This window comes from Aequorivita aurantiaca (assembly GCF_030410135.1).
GTDB lineage: Bacteria > Bacteroidota > Bacteroidia > Flavobacteriales > Flavobacteriaceae > Aequorivita > Aequorivita aurantiaca.
This window is the reverse complement of the sequence record NZ_JAUGQQ010000006.1, coordinates 121,504-139,851: the sequence shown is the minus strand read 5'-3', so window position 1 is coordinate 139,851 and position 18,348 is coordinate 121,504. Positions and strand designations below refer to the sequence as shown.

Annotated in this window: 18 protein-coding genes; 4 read left to right on the top strand and 14 right to left on the bottom strand. The window is 38.1% G+C overall.

Annotated features, from left to right (window positions below; translation table 11 throughout):
- Positions 1 to 21: 21 nt before the first annotated feature.
- The 8 genes from QRD02_RS10505 to QRD02_RS10470 all read right to left on the bottom strand — a co-directional run bounded on the left by QRD02_RS10505 (position 22) and on the right by QRD02_RS10470 (position 7,168).
- On the bottom strand, positions 22 to 570 hold the full coding sequence (locus QRD02_RS10505) for a hypothetical protein (protein ID WP_290254903.1): 549 nt from the start codon (positions 568 to 570) through the stop codon (positions 22 to 24).
- Positions 571 to 891: 321 nt separating this feature from the next.
- Positions 892 to 2,139 (bottom strand): T9SS type A sorting domain-containing protein, encoded by a 1,248-nt coding sequence (locus QRD02_RS10500; protein ID WP_290254902.1) that lies wholly within the window; start codon positions 2,137 to 2,139, stop codon positions 892 to 894.
- Positions 2,121 to 3,119, bottom strand: coding sequence for a GTPase ObgE (gene obgE, locus QRD02_RS10495; protein ID WP_290254901.1), 999 nt, complete (start codon positions 3,117 to 3,119; stop codon positions 2,121 to 2,123). The genes QRD02_RS10500 and obgE overlap by 19 nt, the downstream gene beginning before the upstream one ends.
- 198 nt (positions 3,120 to 3,317) lie before the next feature.
- The gene (locus QRD02_RS10490) at positions 3,318 to 3,890 is read right to left on the bottom strand and encodes an adenylate kinase (protein WP_290254900.1); all 573 of its coding nucleotides are present in this window, start codon (positions 3,888 to 3,890) and stop codon (positions 3,318 to 3,320) included.
- A 142-nt stretch (positions 3,891 to 4,032) separates the two neighbouring features.
- The gene (locus QRD02_RS10485; RefSeq protein WP_290254899.1) at positions 4,033 to 4,323 is read right to left on the bottom strand and encodes a hypothetical protein; all 291 of its coding nucleotides are present in this window, start codon (positions 4,321 to 4,323) and stop codon (positions 4,033 to 4,035) included.
- 28 nt (positions 4,324 to 4,351) lie between these two features.
- A complete protein-coding gene (locus QRD02_RS10480; protein WP_290254898.1) occupies positions 4,352 to 4,849 on the bottom strand; it encodes a hypothetical protein in 498 nt (165 codons plus the stop codon).
- An 81-nt stretch (positions 4,850 to 4,930) separates the two neighbouring features.
- Positions 4,931 to 6,685 carry a serine hydrolase gene (locus QRD02_RS10475; RefSeq protein ID WP_290254897.1) on the bottom strand — a complete coding sequence of 585 codons (1,755 nt, stop codon included), beginning with the start codon at positions 6,683 to 6,685 and terminating at the stop codon, positions 4,931 to 4,933.
- 135 nt (positions 6,686 to 6,820) lie between these two features.
- Positions 6,821 to 7,168: a DUF6249 domain-containing protein gene (locus QRD02_RS10470; protein WP_290254896.1), complete on the bottom strand. Its 348-nt coding sequence runs from the start codon at positions 7,166 to 7,168 to the stop codon at positions 6,821 to 6,823.
- Positions 7,169 to 7,252: 84 nt separating this feature from the next.
- On the opposite strand from QRD02_RS10470, the gene QRD02_RS10465 reads away from it, so the two are divergent.
- Together QRD02_RS10465 and QRD02_RS10460 are read left to right on the top strand one after the other, a co-directional pair.
- The gene (locus QRD02_RS10465) at positions 7,253 to 7,912 is read left to right on the top strand and encodes an RNA polymerase sigma factor (protein ID WP_290254895.1); all 660 of its coding nucleotides are present in this window, start codon (positions 7,253 to 7,255) and stop codon (positions 7,910 to 7,912) included.
- Positions 7,893 to 8,303, top strand: a complete 411-nt coding sequence (locus QRD02_RS10460) for a hypothetical protein (protein ID WP_290254894.1) — start codon at positions 7,893 to 7,895, stop codon at positions 8,301 to 8,303. Before QRD02_RS10465 ends, QRD02_RS10460 begins: the two co-directional genes overlap by 20 nt.
- 36 nt (positions 8,304 to 8,339) lie before the next feature.
- Here QRD02_RS10460 and QRD02_RS10455 read toward each other — a convergent pair whose 3' ends face one another.
- From QRD02_RS10455 to QRD02_RS10430, 6 genes are all read right to left on the bottom strand, one after another.
- Entirely contained in the window at positions 8,340 to 8,723 is a 384-nt protein-coding gene (locus tag QRD02_RS10455) for a DUF3703 domain-containing protein (protein ID WP_290254893.1), read from the bottom strand.
- Between the two features lie 32 nt (positions 8,724 to 8,755).
- A complete protein-coding gene (locus QRD02_RS10450; protein WP_290254892.1) occupies positions 8,756 to 10,837 on the bottom strand; it encodes an amidohydrolase family protein in 2,082 nt (693 codons plus the stop codon).
- A 314-nt stretch (positions 10,838 to 11,151) separates the two neighbouring features.
- Positions 11,152 to 11,724 (bottom strand): hypothetical protein, encoded by a 573-nt coding sequence (locus QRD02_RS10445; RefSeq protein WP_290254891.1) that lies wholly within the window; start codon positions 11,722 to 11,724, stop codon positions 11,152 to 11,154.
- A gap of 6 nt (positions 11,725 to 11,730) precedes the next feature.
- A complete protein-coding gene (locus QRD02_RS10440) occupies positions 11,731 to 12,351 on the bottom strand; it encodes a hypothetical protein (protein WP_290254890.1) in 621 nt (206 codons plus the stop codon).
- 171 nt (positions 12,352 to 12,522) lie between these two features.
- Positions 12,523 to 14,373 (bottom strand): hypothetical protein, encoded by a 1,851-nt coding sequence (locus QRD02_RS10435; RefSeq protein ID WP_290254889.1) that lies wholly within the window; start codon positions 14,371 to 14,373, stop codon positions 12,523 to 12,525.
- A 260-nt stretch (positions 14,374 to 14,633) separates the two neighbouring features.
- The gene (locus QRD02_RS10430) at positions 14,634 to 15,170 is read right to left on the bottom strand and encodes a hypothetical protein (RefSeq protein WP_290254888.1); all 537 of its coding nucleotides are present in this window, start codon (positions 15,168 to 15,170) and stop codon (positions 14,634 to 14,636) included.
- 527 nt (positions 15,171 to 15,697) lie between these two features.
- Here QRD02_RS10430 and QRD02_RS10425 point away from each other — a divergent pair.
- Both QRD02_RS10425 and QRD02_RS10420 read left to right on the top strand, forming a co-directional pair.
- Complete coding sequence (locus tag QRD02_RS10425) at positions 15,698 to 16,372, top strand: class I SAM-dependent methyltransferase (RefSeq protein ID WP_290254887.1); 675 nt, start codon at positions 15,698 to 15,700, stop codon at positions 16,370 to 16,372.
- Positions 16,373 to 16,635: 263 nt separating this feature from the next.
- A complete protein-coding gene (locus tag QRD02_RS10420; RefSeq protein ID WP_290254886.1) occupies positions 16,636 to 18,333 on the top strand; it encodes a T9SS type A sorting domain-containing protein in 1,698 nt (565 codons plus the stop codon).
- Positions 18,334 to 18,348 lie beyond the last annotated feature (15 nt).

Genomic DNA, 18,348 nt, shown 5'->3' with positions numbered 1-18,348 from the left:
AGTCGCGATATTTTTGGTTATTCATTCAAATGCTACCCCCACGTCAGTACTACGTGCTGCGATTTTCAGATTCTGCCGTTCCTTGTCCTTTTCCAGTTGAATCTTGTAGGTGCCATTTGCAACCGTATTTCCTTTGGTTCGGGCATTGTACTTGGTTTTAACCAGCGTCCAGCCTTGATAGGTGCTGTAAACATCATTGCGGATGTAAGCTGGCAATACTACATTTTTAAATTGTTGCCGGGTCTCCACCAAATCACCATCCCGATCAAAATCGGCTTCCAGGGTACCGTGCTCACTTACAAAGGTTACTAAGTAGCTGTGATACTTCTTATCGGTGGAATTTATAAAGTTTTTGATATCGAAGTTTGCATTCATAAATCCAATGGGATCTTTTGCAAACTGTCTGTTCTCGCTTTCCTTTATTTTATAAACATAACTGTCGCCCTCTTGCGAAACTGTGGAATTTAGGGGTGCGTAATACAATCTGGTTTCATCCAAAACTGTTACTTCTTGGGCACTGAGTACCGCTACCGTCAAACTTAATGTCAAGGAAATTACTACTGTTTTCATAACTCAAAATTTTAAAGATTAATGACTTCATTTTAAATTGGCGAAAATGCTGATCAGGCTTTTTTACAACCACTAAATTAAATGAGGCATCGAGTTATTTTTTTTGAAATGATGTGAACGACAAAATTTATGTATTGGAAAGCCTAAATATTGAGGTGAAGAAAATTTTCAAGCTATAAATAGAAGGGCTGATTTGCTAATTATCACTTAATTAGAAATTCAGGATTTGTTGAAAAAAGAATGCGAAATATTTTTTAAAGGAAATGGGACCACAACATTGCGAACTGCGACATGTTATTTTGTTGTTGCAGAAGAAACCGTTTATTGTTTTACAATTTTCTTCGTAACAGTGCCTTTATCAGTAACCACTTCCACAAAATAGATGCCTGCGGAAAGGGATTCAAGGTTGATTTGCTTTTCTGAAGTTTGAAGAATTAGTCTGCCTAGTGTTGAATAAACGGTTGCTCTTTCAAAGGAAATGGTGTTTGACGTTTCAATGTTTAGGATTGAGGAGACCGGGTTTGGAAATACGGAGAGGTTTTTGGTGAAATCTTCTTCCGTTATGGATAGTTGGCATTGGGATTCCACTTCGGCTTCCGAGTTGCAGCCATTAAGATTATTGTTAATAGTAATAGCTGTATTAGGACTAAAGATTGCATCACAAACGGGGTTTACAGCACAAAATGAAAGAGATGGATTATCCTCGATGATTACACCAATAAGATCTGATACATCTAAATTTGTCAAAGATGAAATTGAACTAAGAGATTCATTTTCGATAATTGATAGATATTCATCACAATATACCAAACTCTCTATACCTTCTAATGTTTCTAACACATCATTATCACGTATCCCTATCCAGCCATAAACGGAATCCAGATTTTGCAAACCATTTAAACTTTCCAAAGAATCGTTCCAATCTATACGAAAACTTCCATGTATCTGGGTAAGATTTTCAAGACCTACTAAAGAAACTAAATTATTATTGCTAGCTATATGCATTCCAAAAGCAGAAACGGTTCCAACCGAATTTAGTGAATCGAAACCTGTAAAATTAATTATTTGACTATTGAAAGCTACTGCAAACTGACCAGCAATAGTTTCTAGGTTTTGAAGACCGTCAAAACTTTCCAAAGCATAATTTGAAGTTATTATAAGGCTGCTACTCAAATTGTGAATATTTTCCAGGCCCTGCAAATTCTCAATATTAGTGAGATCTATTATTAAACCTCCCCCCACATCTTCTATTTGTGATAGACCTTGCAGGTTAACAATATCATTACCGCGTATATTCAAAGAGTATGTCAAATTGGTACAATTGGGGTAGTTTGAAGCAAACGCATCAATTTCACTTTGTGTAGCTATATAAAAATCATCCGTTGGACACTGCCCAGAGCCAACAAAGGAAACAAATAGCAATACTAGGAGTAATCCTTTTTTCATAACATCTTTATTAATAACTGTAAGAATAGAAAAAAAACGACATACAAAAATTAATTGAAAGTTTTTAAATGTATAACATACAACTGCCAAGCGGCAACCAATAACTAATTCAAAATCGCCCAAAGTTTATCCTTCAATTCCGTCAACCCTTGTTGCGCTACAGAAGAAATAAACAAATACGGAATCCCCTTAAATTGCTTGTCGAGAATCTTTTTCATTTCAGCCTTTAACTCGTCGTCTAGCATATCGCTTTTACTGATGGCCACCAAACGTTCCTTGTCCAAAAGCTGTGGATTGTACCGACGCAATTCATCCACCAAAATATCGTACTGTTCTTTAATATCCGGCGCATCGGCGGGTACTAAAAATAATAAAGTAGAGTTTCGTTCAATATGGCGAAGAAAACGGTGCCCAATTCCTTTCCCTTCTGCGGCACCTTCTATAATTCCGGGAATGTCCGCAACTACAAAAGTTTTATAATCGCGGTAATTCACAATGCCCAAGTTTGGTTTCAGAGTGGTGAATTCATAATTGGCAATCTTGGGTTTTGCTGCGGTAATTACGGAAAGCAGTGTAGATTTACCGGCATTCGGAAATCCTACCAAACCTACATCGGCAAGAATTTTCAGTTCGAGAATAATATCGGCCTCAATCCCTTCCTCTCCCGGTTGCGAATAACGAGGAGTTTGGTTTGTCGCAGTTTTGAAATGGGCATTTCCCAATCCGCCGCGGCCGCCTTTGGCTATAATTTGCTCCTCGCCATCTTCGGTAAGTTCAAATAGGATTTCCTCGGTTTCCTTATCGCGGACCACTGTGCCTAACGGCACTTCAATATACACATCGGCACCATCAGCGCCCGTACTTGTTTGCTTGCTGCCGTGCTCACCGTGTTCGGCCTTGAAATGTCTTTTGAATTTTAAATGATAAAGCGTCCAAAGGTTTTTGTTGGCCTTAATAATAACGTGCCCACCTCGGCCACCATCGCCGCCATCGGGACCGCCCTTGGGAATATATTTTTCCCGCCGCATATGTTTGCTGCCCTGCCCGCCTTTGCCGGAAGTGACGTGTACTTTTACGTAATCTACAAAATTGCCTTCAGTCATTATTTGTTTGTTGAATTGTGTAAATGTTGAATTGTTAAATTGGTTGGTTTACTTCTTTAATTGCGCATTTCTTAAGGCATTGATTTTATTTGAAATCATTGAAATATGTTCACGAATTTTTTGATACGCATCCTCATTGATCAAATTTAACCTTCGGGAAAGACTTTCAAGTAGTTCAACAATTAAACGATAAACAATTTACAAAGAATCAATCACTTCACTCAAACGCTCCGTAATCTCCTCAATACTCCCGACGCCGTTGACGCCGTAATATTTATTCTTTTTTTCGTAATAGCCTTTCAGGATTGCGGTTTCGTCATAATACACCTTTATGCGATTTCTGATTATGTTTTCATCGGCGTCGTCTGGTCTTCCACTGGTTTCACCTCTTTTTAAAAGTCGCTTCACCAATATTTCATCATCAACTTCCAGGGCAACCATTGCATCAATTTGCGTATCCTTGTCGTCCATTAAATGCCCGAGCGCTTCTGCCTGTGCCTCGGTACGCGGAAAACCATCAAAAATAAATCCGTTGGCGTTTGGATTTTTGTCCACCTCATTGCTCAGCATATCGATGGTTATTTCATCTGGAACCAATTTTCCCTTTGCCATGAATGATTTGGCGAGATTACCCAAATCTGTTTCATTTTTGATATTGTATCGAAAAACATCGCCGGTGGAAATGTGGACCAAATTATATTTTTCCTTTAAAAAATTAGCTTGCGTACCTTTTCCCGCTCCGGGAGGGCCAAAGAGAATTATATTAGTCATGTTTGAATTTTAATGAAAAAAATGAAGCGGTAAAATTACGAAATTATAATTGGGGAACCGAGGATTTGGGAGTTGTTAATTCAGGTTGGTAAATTGAAACCGGTGCCCTGACCTTGCATAACAAAATTTAGAGGATGTTTTTTTAAACCACTACCCCAACAGCTTTATACAGAAAATTGACCAAGGCATTCCACAGTTTTTCGAGAGTAACCATCATAATGCCTTTTAGGGTATTTACAAAATTCAGAGCCATGGCTTCTAGACCATCGAGAAAAAACTCTCGCAAATCCTCATCAATATCGCCATTGGCTATTCCCTTTTGAATGATGACCGTTTGTTTGGCAATGGCCTCCACCTGCCGTTCGCTAAAGCCACGGACAACGGCAATGTCCTTTTCCAAGATACCCGAAGCAATATCCTTTATGCCTTTCACTATTGATGTTACATCTTCAGCGATAATTCTATCGTTTTAAAAAACTTTCATATGTTATTGCTTGGTCCAGATAAATCTCGACTTGGCCTTTAAAAGCTTCTAGAGCCAGCGGTTTTATTCCTCTTTCCCTATCTGTTTCCTTCATTTTTTTGAAGGTGGCGGCTATTTGGTCAAAGGCGAAAGCGCTGGGATATTCCCCCGTTACGGCACTGTTTCCTTTTGCTTGCAGTAGTGCGTTTATTTTATCGATCGCCACATTATCCGGCACCGGACGGGCCTTTGCCTGTAGTTTTAATGATTCAAACGAGCCGATCAATATATTATAAATAGGTTCGCGATCCGCAAAATTTTCATTGGATGTCCCGCCGTCAACTTCAGCAAAAAACCGCATTGCCAGATCGCTGCTTGCGGTGACTTTTTCGACAATAGCTTGGTCGTAGGCTGGTGCGAGTGTAGCCTGACAACTACTAAAAAGCGTCAGGCTACTTAAAATTAATACTGAAAAATACAGTTGTAAGGATTTCATAATGCTCTGTCCAGTATGCACTAAGGTAGTGATTCGGAGTCAATTATAAAATAAATTCAAGAATTTCAAGGTTTGGATAATTTAAATTCTTTTCCCGACAATCTCTTGTCCCCCTTGAAAGAGGGTCAGACTTTCCACGACTCCGGATTTGTTTTTATTAAAAGTTATTTGTGCGGGCACCACTTTCACATAAAACTCTGTGTCCGATTTGGGAAATATCTCAAATGGAGGTTGGCCGGTAGCTTGCGCGGTTAACTGGTTACCGTTTAGGGAAACAGTAAGTACGAAGCCGGGTTTCAATTCATAATTGCCCGTATAGCTTGCCAAAATAGCTTCCGGAACAATTGCATCCTTTACCATTTCTGCCGGTGCCACGCCCAATTTTTTCAGCATATCGATGCCGTGTTGGTTGGCTGGATTCAATTCAATTGATTTTTTATAATTGGCAATCGCCATTTCCGTTTTTCCCTGTGCCATTAAGGCCTCCCCATAACTATCGTACACATTATACGATTTTGGAAATGCTTCAGTGTTTAGTTTGAAAATTGCTTCCGCCTCTGTTATTTTTCCCGCTTGCAGGAGATTATAACCGCTACGATTCATTTCGTTTTCACTGAGAAAAAATTGATTTGAGTCTTTATTCTTTTCATAAAAAGCTAGGCCCGACTTTAAGTCCTTTTCAATAATTTCGGAATAAACGGTGGTAGCCAATGATTGTTTTGGTTGTTCGTAAGTAGTGCCGCGCAAAATTCCGTTGATGGCGACCGCTATTTTATATAAAGGCCCCCTGCCGGTATTGTTCAGCAAAATAATTGTGGATTTGTCTTCGGGAAAACGGACAATAACGGTATTGAAACCATTTATGCCGCCGCCGTGAATGAAAACCGGAATACTATCTGTGGTGTTTCCCGCAGGAAGTTTGGCAATGTTCCAGCCATAGCCGTAAAATTCATCCCCATCCGGAATGTGTTTGGTAAATATCATTTCCATATATTTCTTGGGAAGCAATTTCTGTGTGTACAGGGCCTGATCCCAAATAAAAAGATCTTCCACAGTGGAATATAGCGAACCGGCGGAATAGGGAGTGGACATATCGAGATAGGGCGAATTTTCCAGCTTGCCTGCTTTCATTTCATAACCTGAAGCGCGTTTTTTAAGGATGCTGCCGTGGTGGTCGAAACCTGTGTTGGTCATGTTCAATGGATTAAAGATTCTCTCCTGCAAAACCTGTTCATAAGTCTTTCCCGAAATTTTTTCAACAATTGCGCCCAATAGCACATACCCGGAATTGCTATACTCAAACCGCTGACCGGGAATAAAGTTTAGGGTTGAATCTGCAAATATTTTCAGCATTTCGGTCGGGGTATAGGGATTGCGGCTCATTTCATCGAAATAGTTGGGAAAGGAAGTATAATTAGGCGTTCCCGAAGTATGTGTCAATAATTGATGGATGTTGATTTTGCCGCCATTAACTTTGGAATAATCCGGCAAATAGTTGGAAATCGGGGCCTGCAAATCCAGTTTTCCTTCAGCCACCAATTGCATAATAAGCATGGCGGTGAATTGTTTTGTTATACTTCCCAAGCGATGTTTGGTATCGGGCGCGTTGGGCATATCCCACTCCATATTTGCCATACCCAAACCGTTTTTATAGATTACCTTTTCCTGCTGGACGATGAGAGCGGAGCCATTAAACTGACCGTATTCGGCATATTTATTCAAAAGCGCGTCAATTTGCTTTGTTTTGTTTTGTGAAATGGCAGCAATTGTGCTCAACAAAAAGATAAAAGAGAATGCAATTACTCTAAGTTGGGTTGAGTGTTTTATTGTTTTCATAATTCGTGATAGCTTATTAATATTCATTTTTGGTGGTTCACCCTTGAAAATTAGGGGTTGGTTTTAAAAAGGTAAAGCGCATCATTTTTCAAGGATACGCTTACCAACATTAAGTAGCGATAGCAACGGATCTACCTAATCATTGTCTAAATTTTTGGTCATATTAAAGCCAACGAATAAGGCTATACCTGACATTAAGAAAATGGTTCCGGGATAAGCTACATCTTCTTCCACGCCCATATTGTAGTGTAATAATGATGCGATAAAAATGCCCACCCCTATTCCAATTAAAATAAGTGCCAAGTTTAAAATGAGTATTTTCCATATTGGGGCGGTGCGCATTTTTCCCTTTACAAAAATACTGGCATCGGCTCCTTTCTCAATAAGGGCCATTCGCTCTTTATTACGGGTGGAATAATGAAGGTAAAAGATTCCGAAGACGGCTGCGATTAATAGCGGCATAACAATAAATTCTGCTCCCATGATTGTTCGTTTTTAAAGTGATTGATTGATTTTTTTTAATGCGTTCATAGGGTATGACGACGGCTTTTCTTTTTAGGTTACACCATGCTCCAAATATTTATTTTTGAGGAAGATGTAACCTACCTGTACTATCCGTCGTCCAATCATCAAATGACCACTGACCAGGAAAAGCACCTCATCCAAGAAATAATTGGGGGAAACCACCAAGCATTTGCCTTGCTGATTGACCGGTATAAGGATTTGGTGTTTACGCTGGCCATACGAATGCTGAAAAACCGCGAAGAGGCAGAGGAAGTTTCGCAGGACACCTTTATAAAGATTTTCAAGGCCTTGCCGAAATTTAAGGGCGAATCCAAACTGTCCACTTGGATCTATAAAGTAGGTTATAACAGCTGTTTGGACAGATTGAAAAAGTGCAAAAACCGCTATGTTGAAGTTTCCATAGAAGATAGTTTTGGAGCAAACCAACTTAAAAGTGTTGAAAATGCTTTGGAAGCTTTGGAAACCGCAGAGCAGCAACAAACCATACAGAGCTGTTTGCACCAATTATCGGGCAAGGATAGTTTTTTGCTAACGCTATTCTATTTTGATGAATTATCTTTGGAAGAGATTTCAAAAATTGTGGATATTGCCCCCAATACTGTAAAGGTGAACATTCACCGAGCCAGAAAAAGACTTGCAACCATTCTAAAACAAAAGTTGGAACCCGAAATAATTCAAAGCTATGAAAGAGCACGAAACTAAGGAATTGGAACAGTTGATTGCAAAAGCGATGCAAAAGTCAACATTGGAAAAGCCTTCCCTCCAGTTTACAGATAATGTAATGGCAGCATTAATCGCATCGCATCGCACCTCAGCGATAGTTTACCGTCCATTAATTCCAAAATATATTTGGGTTGCTATTGGAGTAGGCATTTTTGGCATCACTGCATATCTTTGGTTTTTGCTTCAACCTGCACCCTTAAACTTGCCAGCCCTATCGTTAGATTTTATGGAAAACAACCCTATTTCTAAAGAAGTTTCCGCTTTCACGGTTTCAAAAATTACCGTGTATGCCTTTTTGTTGTTGGCGTTGATGCTTTGCGTGCAGATCCCGATGCTTAAAAGGTATTTTGATAAGCAACAAATGATTTAGATTTTAAAATAGCAGTTATGTTTTACTTGGTAGGTCTCAAACTTGGTTAGCCCTAACTCCCGCTTTTTTAAAAATATCTTGCAACTCTTTTTCTATCGGAAAGGATTTTAAAGGGGGAACATTGGCGCCGCCAGGATTGCCGACAGGAATTTTCCCAACAAAGGATTTAATACCACCAAAAATCAAGCGCGGAATTTGTCCGAGGATTTCCTTTCCACTTTTAATCTTAAACCCAAATTGCAACATTTTCCAATGCACAAAGGTGTGGGCGTATGGATAATTTTGACCGAGTATATGCGCTCTTTCCAAATGATTCCAAGCCTTTTTTAAATTTCCGCTAGAGAATTCCTTTCGGTAATTTTCGAGCTCTATATCGTAAAAAGGTTTTAGTCCTTTCGGAAGTGAAGTGTAAAGTTTCATTTTTTAGCTTTTTACTAAGTTTAAAATACTATTTATTTCTCTTTAACCCCAGGCTTTTCCATAAATGGCTTAATCCCAAACTCAGGATATATTTCACTCGGAAAATAAATAACCCCGCCGCGGGAAACTATTGAAATCTTTTTGATTGCCTTTAAATCTTTCGTTGGATCGCCTGGAACTAAAAAGAAATCGGCAAGCATTCCTACTTCAATAGTACCTCGGTCCTTTTGCCCAAGATATTGCGCCATATCATAGCTGCCCAATTTTAATAATTCCGCTGGGGTGTATCCCAATTGTTGGTAAAGTTCCAATTCCCTGTGTAGCGTAAGTGCGCCGCCCAAATCGGTGCCGGGCACAATTAAAATGCCGCGTTCCGTCATCATTTTTAAGGCTTCCACAATTTTATTATACGCGCCCCGGTAGGCTTTATCTTCGGTTTCATTTGCGATGCTCGCCATGGCCATTTTTGCATCGCGCTGTTCGCTGGGGGGCATATTTTCGATGTAATCCAAAACTCCTGCCTGCGTTTCCCCGTTCCGCGAAAGCAATAACAACTCGTGGATTGCCAAGGTTGGGTCCATTGCTACTTTATTTTTCACCATTAAATCCAAGGTTTTTTGAACTGGTGCGCTGTTTAAATCCAATTCAGGCAAACGCTGTAATGCCGTTAATCGCAATAAAGTTCGGGTGTCTTCCCCTGGCTCCAAAACCCATCCCAACATCGTTTGATTGATGTGGGTCATTTCGTCAAAACCAGCCATAAGCATATCGTCCGCATTGGAAAAAGCAGGAACGTGACCCATAACGGTCATATTCAATCCGTGAGCTTTTTTAACGATTGCGGGAGCCCAGGCCCCGGTCATACTATTGTACAGTTTTACTCCGTGAAATCCCATATCGGCATAAGTTTGAACTGCCGCAAGTGCTTCTTCCTCGCTCGTTACAAGTATTCCATTGTTACTGTTAAACGGACTTTTCCCTTCAATAAAACCCAATCGGGTAATGCGTGGCCCGGCAAGAACGCCCGATTCTATTTTGTGGATAAGACTGTCCAACACATCATTGTTATTGCCCATATCGCGCACCGAAGTAACTCCAGCGGCAACATTCAAAAGCGCAGAATTCGCGCCCATATGTCCGTGCATATCATAAAGTCCCGCCACCAAAGTTCCGCCAGCGCCATCTATTTTCATTTCATTTTCGCCAGCAGTCACGTCAGCCGCATCAATGCTTACTATCTTATCGTCGCTTATCAATACCGAAGCTAAATCGGTCAGCGCCAACGTTTTTGGATCGAATATTTTCACATTGCGAATGCGGATATTCTTGTTGTATTTATGCGCAAATTTCTTTTGCAAATCTTCATATCGCTCTGCCGAATATTTTTCCGCAAGCAGGCGCATTGCCTTTTCCTCGTTCTCAAAACCGGAGCGAATGATGACAACCCGCGGCGTGATTAGCGCAAAAAACTGCTTCTTTTCATCCAAAACAAAATAGGAAGGGTTTAGATCCAATCCAGATAAAGCATAGCTTTTCAAATTCACTGGGCCAGCGTCTGAAGTTGCTGTAAGGGCCTCCAATTCCGCAAGCTGTAACCGCCCCGCTGGCAACGCTTCAACACTCATATCTTTTGAATTCAGCAACACGCGAGCCTGCATAAGCAAGGAATACGGGCTGCCGGATTGATTTACATAAAAGGAAGGCCGCTCCATTTTTGCCGAACCTTCTCCCGTGGCATCCGTCCAAGTTGCTTGCTGCCCATCCAGTTTATAACTTTCTTTTATGTCGTTGCCAAAAGTAGTATTGCCGGCAATATCCCATTGCACGGGGAAACCTTTGTTATTGAGCACAATGGTTTCCTTAATCGTTGGGCCTCTGCCATTGTCTTTATAGTCGTAATCGGTAACAACCGTATCGCCAGAACGGCTAACGTTTAAATGCCCAACCTTTACCCCCGCGATAATTACGGTATATGTTTCTTCCGCAGGTAAATCTGCTTGTGAGGAAGTTTGCTCACTTGGCGATTTACAGCTTTGGGTTGCTAACAGCACTCCAATTAAAAGATAGCAATAGTTTGTTTTTTGAAGTTTTGATTTTCCTTTAGCGAAGAACATAGATTAATAGGTTTTGGTTAGTTTTTAAACCCGCACAGCATTGAAAGCTTTATGGATGAACTTTTTAATTGGCGGCAATATCAAATATAGTTTTTAATTGGGGAATGGCAATTTGGTTTGAGAATCATGAGTGGGACCCTCGAGTTAGCGGGATTTTTGTTTTGTGATTTTAGCTAACGGTCTCGGCTAGGAGTAGTTGCGTGGGTTAACACGAAACTTTGCAAGTACACACCAAACTGAAAATCCGCCAGGATTTTCAGAAATAGACGAGAACAAGCAATTACTTATAGCCATTGTTGGCAGTAGTTTTTTTCCTACATTTCTATTTTCGTTTTGTTCAGGTTTTCAGGTAAAATTTCTTGAACCCAATAAAGTTCGTTAAAGGTTTCGAGAAAGTCTATTGTATTCTTAAAATCTTGTCGGTCAATATAAATTTCAAGGTCAGTTGATTCAAGAAGAAATATTTTTAAATGTTCTTCTTTATTATTCTCATCATAGTCCAAGTAATCAATCAAAAAACAAACATATTTTTCAGAACCAAAATTTTCGTTTGCCGCAACCCAATTTTTTAAGTCAGATTGAGAATCTTTGATTTTATGATATTCGACCATTTGTAGGTCAAAATACTTTTCGTTTCTGTGCAATTCCGAAATTGTATCGAGAGCCTGATATAAATCAATAAATTTTTCTTCGTCGGTCGGTTTTCCAAATGGTGGAAGTCGGACAGTTGAACCATCGTCCATTTTGAAAAGATGTTGGCTATAAACAAAGCCATAGGTTTGTTTATAAAAATCCGAATATTTTAAAAGCCACCATTCAATTATTGAAGTTGAAAAAACATTTTGGGTCTCCAAATAGGAAAATATTTCTTTAAAATTTATATCCATAAATTATCATTCTGTATTCCAATATCCAATATATGCTTCTTCGCCACTTAAACCACCCCAAGTAAAATTTTCGTTTTCAATTTCAGTTCTTCTATTTGTTCTATCTGAAAACTCGCTTTTAAGACTTTTGGTGACGTGAAAAGCTTTTTTAATAATTGAATAATTTTCAAATAATTCGTCTAAATATGGTGTCATTTCAGGTTTATAACCTTTTGGAAGTCTTTTGTCCTTATGTATATCAATCATCTTCTCAAAAGCATCAATAACAACCTCTTTCGAGTTTTCAATCCATTCATCGTTAGACCTTGATTTAATTAGATGGAATTTCTGAAAGAAATAATTTAATTTAAATGTAGTAGTATTATATCCATTTCTGGCATTCTCAATGTCCTTAATTGTAGCTAATCTATTTGCTTCCAATAATAACTTTTTTTCTTCCCTTATTTTATCTGAAGCACTTTTTTTCAATTTATCTACCTGAAATTTTTCTGTAAGTAAATCGATTATTTCTTGAGTAATTTTTGAATTTGCATCGCCTAAATTTTCTCCCGTTGTGTCGTAAATAAATTCTTGGGCTCTTTCTAAACTTACATTCAAATCTTTTAGAACTTGACGAATTCTTTTCATAATTACATAATTTTAATGAGGACGCCTTAAATTACTGCCAACTTGCGGATATATACTATATAGTATTTATTCCAATTATACTAGCATTGTTATTTTTAATATTTTAAATGTAATAAAATTCAAAACCCAAAAAGCAAGGAACTAGATTCCCATACTTTCTATCCCCAGTTTTTATTTTCCAATAGCTTTCAAAACCCTATCCTCTTGTATCAAAACATCGCGCATCAACAAGTTATGTGGGAATTGTTTGTGTTTAGAATTCTTAAATCCTTCTAATATTTTAACCAATGAAGATGCAGTAATCAAAGAGAGATTCAATTCGTACTCCAATCCGCAATCTTTTATAAATTCATCAGAAAAATCTGGAGAAATGAGTAAGGATTTTATCACTTTATAATCTGTATTCTCCACACATTTACTGTAAGCCTTCAGCTGTCGTGAAACGGAACTGAATTTATTATAACCGCTTTCCTTTAAGGTTTTGCATTCAACAATAATCAATTCATTGTTTCCAATATTTAGGATTATATCAGCCTTATCCTTTGTGGTATTTAATTTCTTTCGCAAAGGTTCATCAACATTAAAGCCCAATTGTTCAAATATTGTTTTGGTAAGTTCTTCAAACTTAACTCCTAAATTAGCTTCCTTAATTGTTATTCCATTTTCTTTTAAAAGATTAAAATTTCTGAAACCGATATTTTCATAGTTTTCCAAATATAAATTCTCGGCATCTTTATAATTTTCGAGAATATTTTGAATAATATCGCCTCGTGTTTTGATGCCTTTTATTTTGCAAAATTCCTCAAGCTCTTTTCCCGTAACTATTTCCAAAACATCTCTGGGTTTTATATTGTAATCCAAAAGGTAATTGCTTTTTAGAACCTTCTCATCCTGCAATTCAAATTCAATACGCAGCCTTTCATTTAGTGTTTTTAGCACTTCCCCTAATTCAATTAAAAGTTTTTCATAGCCATCGATGGAAATACCTACTTTTTCATCTCTTTCTATTTCATCAAAGTATTTTATAAGGTTATTTACTTTTTCATCTATCAAGGTTCCCTTTATGGCGGGCGTTATATTTAATCCTTTATCACATAATTCATTAATAAATTTTTTCTTATCGGTGACATTCGTTCCATCTTTATGCACATCTTCCGTAAGGACATTTGAAAATTTAATGCCGTCACGAATAATGGCTTTAATTTTTTCATCTACCGGTAAACGCCAGTCAATTTGATGCTTTCTACAAATAGCATTAATTTGAGGTTCGCGTAATAAACGAAGTACGCGTCTAAAGAATTTATCAGCAACCTCCTTGCCTCTTATCTTTCTTAATATTCGAATTACTTCATCCGCAACATAAATAGTGCTGGTCTTTTTAGAGTAAAAAATAACACCCATTATTTTCAGGTCATTTATTACCATATCTATGTCTTGTTTTTGAATAGGAATAATCAAATAATTGATAAGCTTAATCTCCTCTTGTGACAGTTCCAGCTGTTGGGAAAGAGTTAATATTATTGATAATTCATCAGTTGTTATTTTACGTTCTTGATTATTATCCTTATCGTTGTTATAAGCTGTGGACAAACAAGATCGATAGATTTTATAATCACGAAATCTTTGTTCGGAAACATCTCCTTTTCCACTTTCAATTGTCTTTTTAAAATCTTTGAGTTTTTTATCTAGTTTGCTTAACTCCTTTTCATAAAGGCGTGCAAACCAATCTTGTTTCATTATAGAGTTACCATCCTTTGTAATTATATCAGATAAAATATCCAATTGTGATGTAGTGTTTACAAATTCTTCTACAATGCATTGCGAAAATTCATCTTGAACCAAATTAAAGACCCTGACAACATTGATGTTATCCATATTCTTTAAATCCTTGCTGGAGTCGCTTAAAATCTTTTCAATTTCTTTAATATTTTGTGGATCATTTGCTAGAATTCCATCGATGATTTTAAGGAATGAGTTTTTTTCGAAAGAATTTAAATTAGCAAGAATCTTTTCTAATTTCATGTTTAGGGATTTTATAAATATTTTATACCCATTAAAGAAACCTTTAATGTTATTAATTAGGGGAGAATACCAAATATAACTTTTAATTTTTAATGGGCAATAGGGCTGTAGGCTTTAGGCTGTAGGCTGTAAGCTGTAGGTCGTAGGCTTTAGGCTGAGCTTTTGTGAATAGGTGAGTAGGTGAATTTGTTATTTTTTGGAAAGTCGCTGTGGAGCAAATGATAGGTGCTGAAAATAAAAGTATTAAATAGAAAGGAGCATCAGTAATTCAATCTTTCAATTCCGTATTTTCTTAGCGTATCTGTTGCCTGTTCAAGAGTCATTTCCTCAATAATCTTTCCATCATCAGTTTTTGTTAAATATGTGCGATTCGCTTCATTTGGTTTTGGCGAAGTTTCTCTCAAAGTACAGTACCATTTATTTTTAATTTTTGAAAATTCAATTACTACCTGATAATAGTTTTCTCCAATTTTCTTTAAAATGTATTTATCAGTTTCACTTTCAAGTTCCGCAGTTTCATAAGTTGCGATGACAATTTTTTCGGAATGGGAAGGTAAAGTTAAAATAGGGTTTTCCCATGTTTGAATTTTACATTGCAAAGGACATAAGTTAGTCCAGTTCTCTGGAATTATGGGAAGATTCATTTTAATTCGTTCTGGGTTAAATGATTTAGTGAAATCGGTTCCAGCCCTTTTGAAGCTTAAACCACGAACGTTTGGATTACTCCAATTCAACGTAAAATAACTAAGCAATATAAGTATTGGAATTATTGTTATTATTTTAAAAGCTGGTTTCATTCTTGGCTTTACTATTTTGTTTCCGGTCTATGAGATGTTGAAGATAACATTCTGGTTTTCTACTGTCTAAGATACTGATTTTATATGAAAAAGAAATTTTAGTCGATCTAAAACCAATATGGAGCAGGTTCATAGAAATAAGCCATGGCTGGCAACCAAACTGATTTCTATTCAAGAATAACATTTCCTCAAATATCCTTATTAGGGTCCACCAAGGTGCTCCTTAAGGTCTCCTTAAGGTCTAAGGCAGGGTTGTCCCGAGTTTGGGTTTAATTTTCGTAATCCTCTGAATGTTCCGAGTTTCAGTTTTTTATGGATTCCCTCACAGTCCTCCCACAATCCTTAGGGCATTCTTAGCAAAAAACACGCATTTCCCGAACAACACTCGAACAACACCCAAAAAACTCCCGAAGAACAACGTAACAAATCAAACTGTAACCGGTTAGAAAGATAAGTGAACCTTTCATAGATTCATCTATTCACAACCTATGTGCTTTTAATACCTTTGAAAAACCATACCCATCACCGTGCCCAAAAACCAAAACAAACCCAAAAACGCAAAAACCCCCTGGCCCACCAAGGCTGCCATGGAGCAGGTTTATGAAAAGAAACTTTGGGGCGGCAACCAAACTGATTTCTATTCAGGGGAGGGATCGCACCGTGCAGCAATAGTAAATCCATACCTAACCGAAGTAACAGCATTTTTAACTTCGTTTAAAAATAAGATTACGGTATGCGATTTAGGCTGTGGCGATTTTAATGTTGGCAACGCATTGGTAACTTCTGCTGCAGAATATGTTGCAGTAGATATAGTGCCAAGCCTGATAGCCCATAACAAAGAAAAATTTAAAGCACCCAATTTAGAATTCCAGTGTTTGGACATCGCAATGGACGATTTGCCATCCGCGGATTGCGCCATACTTCGGCAGGTGCTCCAACATCTATCAAATGCAGAAATACAAAGCATCTTAAAAAAGTTGAGCAATTATAAATATATAATCATAACGGAACACATCCCCGAAGGAAGTTTTATTCCCAATAAAGATATTATTTCCGGACAGGGAAATAGAATGAAAAAACAAAGTGGGGTGAATATTTTTGAGCCACCATTTAATTTTAAGGTTGAGGAAGAAAAGCAATTATCTGCAGTGGTCTTGAATGATGGGAAAGGGGTTATTGTTACTTGGGTTTTTAGGATTTAGGCTGTAAGCTGTAAGCTGTTAGCTGTAAGCTGTAAGCTATAAGCTGTAAGCTGTTAGCTGTAAGTTGTAAGCCGTAAGCCGTAAGCTATATATTTCTAATCTTATAAGCCCCTAAACCTTTAAATTTCAAGCTAAAACTTTTCAGTTTTCATAGGTCTTACTGCTTCCAGTAAGTCTTTTTTATCTTATTTACTACTTATTTTTGCGACTGAGACAGCTTTGTTTTGACTTAAATCCTTTCTAAATTCTAAAAATAAATACCAATGAAAAATTTTACTAGTTACTTTTCCTTATTTCTATTTCTATTTTCCTTTTGTCTTACAGCGCAATCCTTTCAATGGGGTGGCACTTTTGGCGGGTTTGGGGAAGATGTAGTGCGCGATATGCATACCGATGCCTCCGGAAATACATATACCACCGGTTACTTTACCGATGTTGCCGATTTTGATATTTCCGCTGCGGAAGCCAATCTTATCTCCAATGGCCTTTATGATCTATTTGTTTTAAAAACCAACAGCGCTGGCAATTATGAATGGGCAATCAACATTGGCAGCGAATCCTTTGAATATGGCGTGGGAATCACTACAGATGCTGATGGAAATGTTTACGTTACTGGTTATTATGATGGCACCGCGGATTTTGACCCAGGTGTTGGGGAAACAATACTCACAAGTCTTGGCGGCGGTGATATCTTTATCTTGAAGCTCAATGCCGATGGCGAATTTTTATGGGCAAAAAGTGTGGGCGGAACGGATTATGAAGAGTCAACCGCAATTGCAGTGAGCCCAACAGGCATTGTAACAGTAATTGGATATTTCTATGAACCGGCCGATTTCAATCCTGGACCGGATGAATTTATTTTAACAAGCGAAGGTGCAAGCGATACTTTTTTGTTGAATCTGGACCAAGATGGTACGTTTATCTCGGCGCAACGTTATGGCGGACCCGATTTGGATTTGGCCTTGGATATGAAAGTAAACAGTGCAGGCCATCTTTACATAACAGGCTATTTTGAAGGAACTTCCGATTTTGACCCTCGAAATTCCGAGGAATTTAATTTAACGAGCAGCACGGAAGGTTTTTCAAGCTATTTATTACACATAAACAATACTGGGGAACTTGTATCTGCGGGCGCCACCCACGATGGACTTGCTGAAGTAAGAGCAATCGCCGTGGACGCAAATGATAATATTTATTTAACCGGGCATTTTGGAGGGACCGTAAATTTTAGCTTTGATGCGGCCAATACAGATTACATATTAACCTCGGAGCTTGCCTACAATGCGTTTGCAATGAAAATAAACCCTATGGGAATACTGGAATGGGCGAAATCCATTGAAAGTAATGAGGCGGTTTTTGGATATGACGTGACCGTTGATGCAGCGGGACACGTATTTACCACCGGGTACTTTGCCGCTACCGCCGATTTCGACCCAGATTCAAGTGCTACCTTCAATTTAAACAAACAAACGGCTAATGCCACTGACGCCTATATATGGGCCTTGGATACGGATGGAAATTTCATTAATGCTTTCACCTTTGGAGGCGCCAACTTCTTGGATGCCCACACAATAGGCATTGATGGGCAGGGCTTTGTTTATCTTTCAGGACATTTTGAAACCACCGTTGATATTAATCCATTGGAAGGTGAGACTTTGGAAGCAACCGCCCTTGATTTTAGGGACAACTACATCATTAAAATGGCCGCCACTACGCTGGGAGTGCCGTCAAACGATTATGAAAAAATTACTGTCTTTCCCAATCCCGTTGGATCTGTGGTATATGTTGGGAATACTCAAAATATGTTGGGAAAATCATATTTAGTTTATGATGCACTTGGAAGAATCGTGCTTTCCGGATCTTTTGACAATGCCGCGCAAGTCAATATGGAAACGCTTAGTTCCGGAATTTACTATTTGAACATCGCTGGACACCAAACAATAAAATTGATCAAAAATTAATTCCTCGTCTCCCGA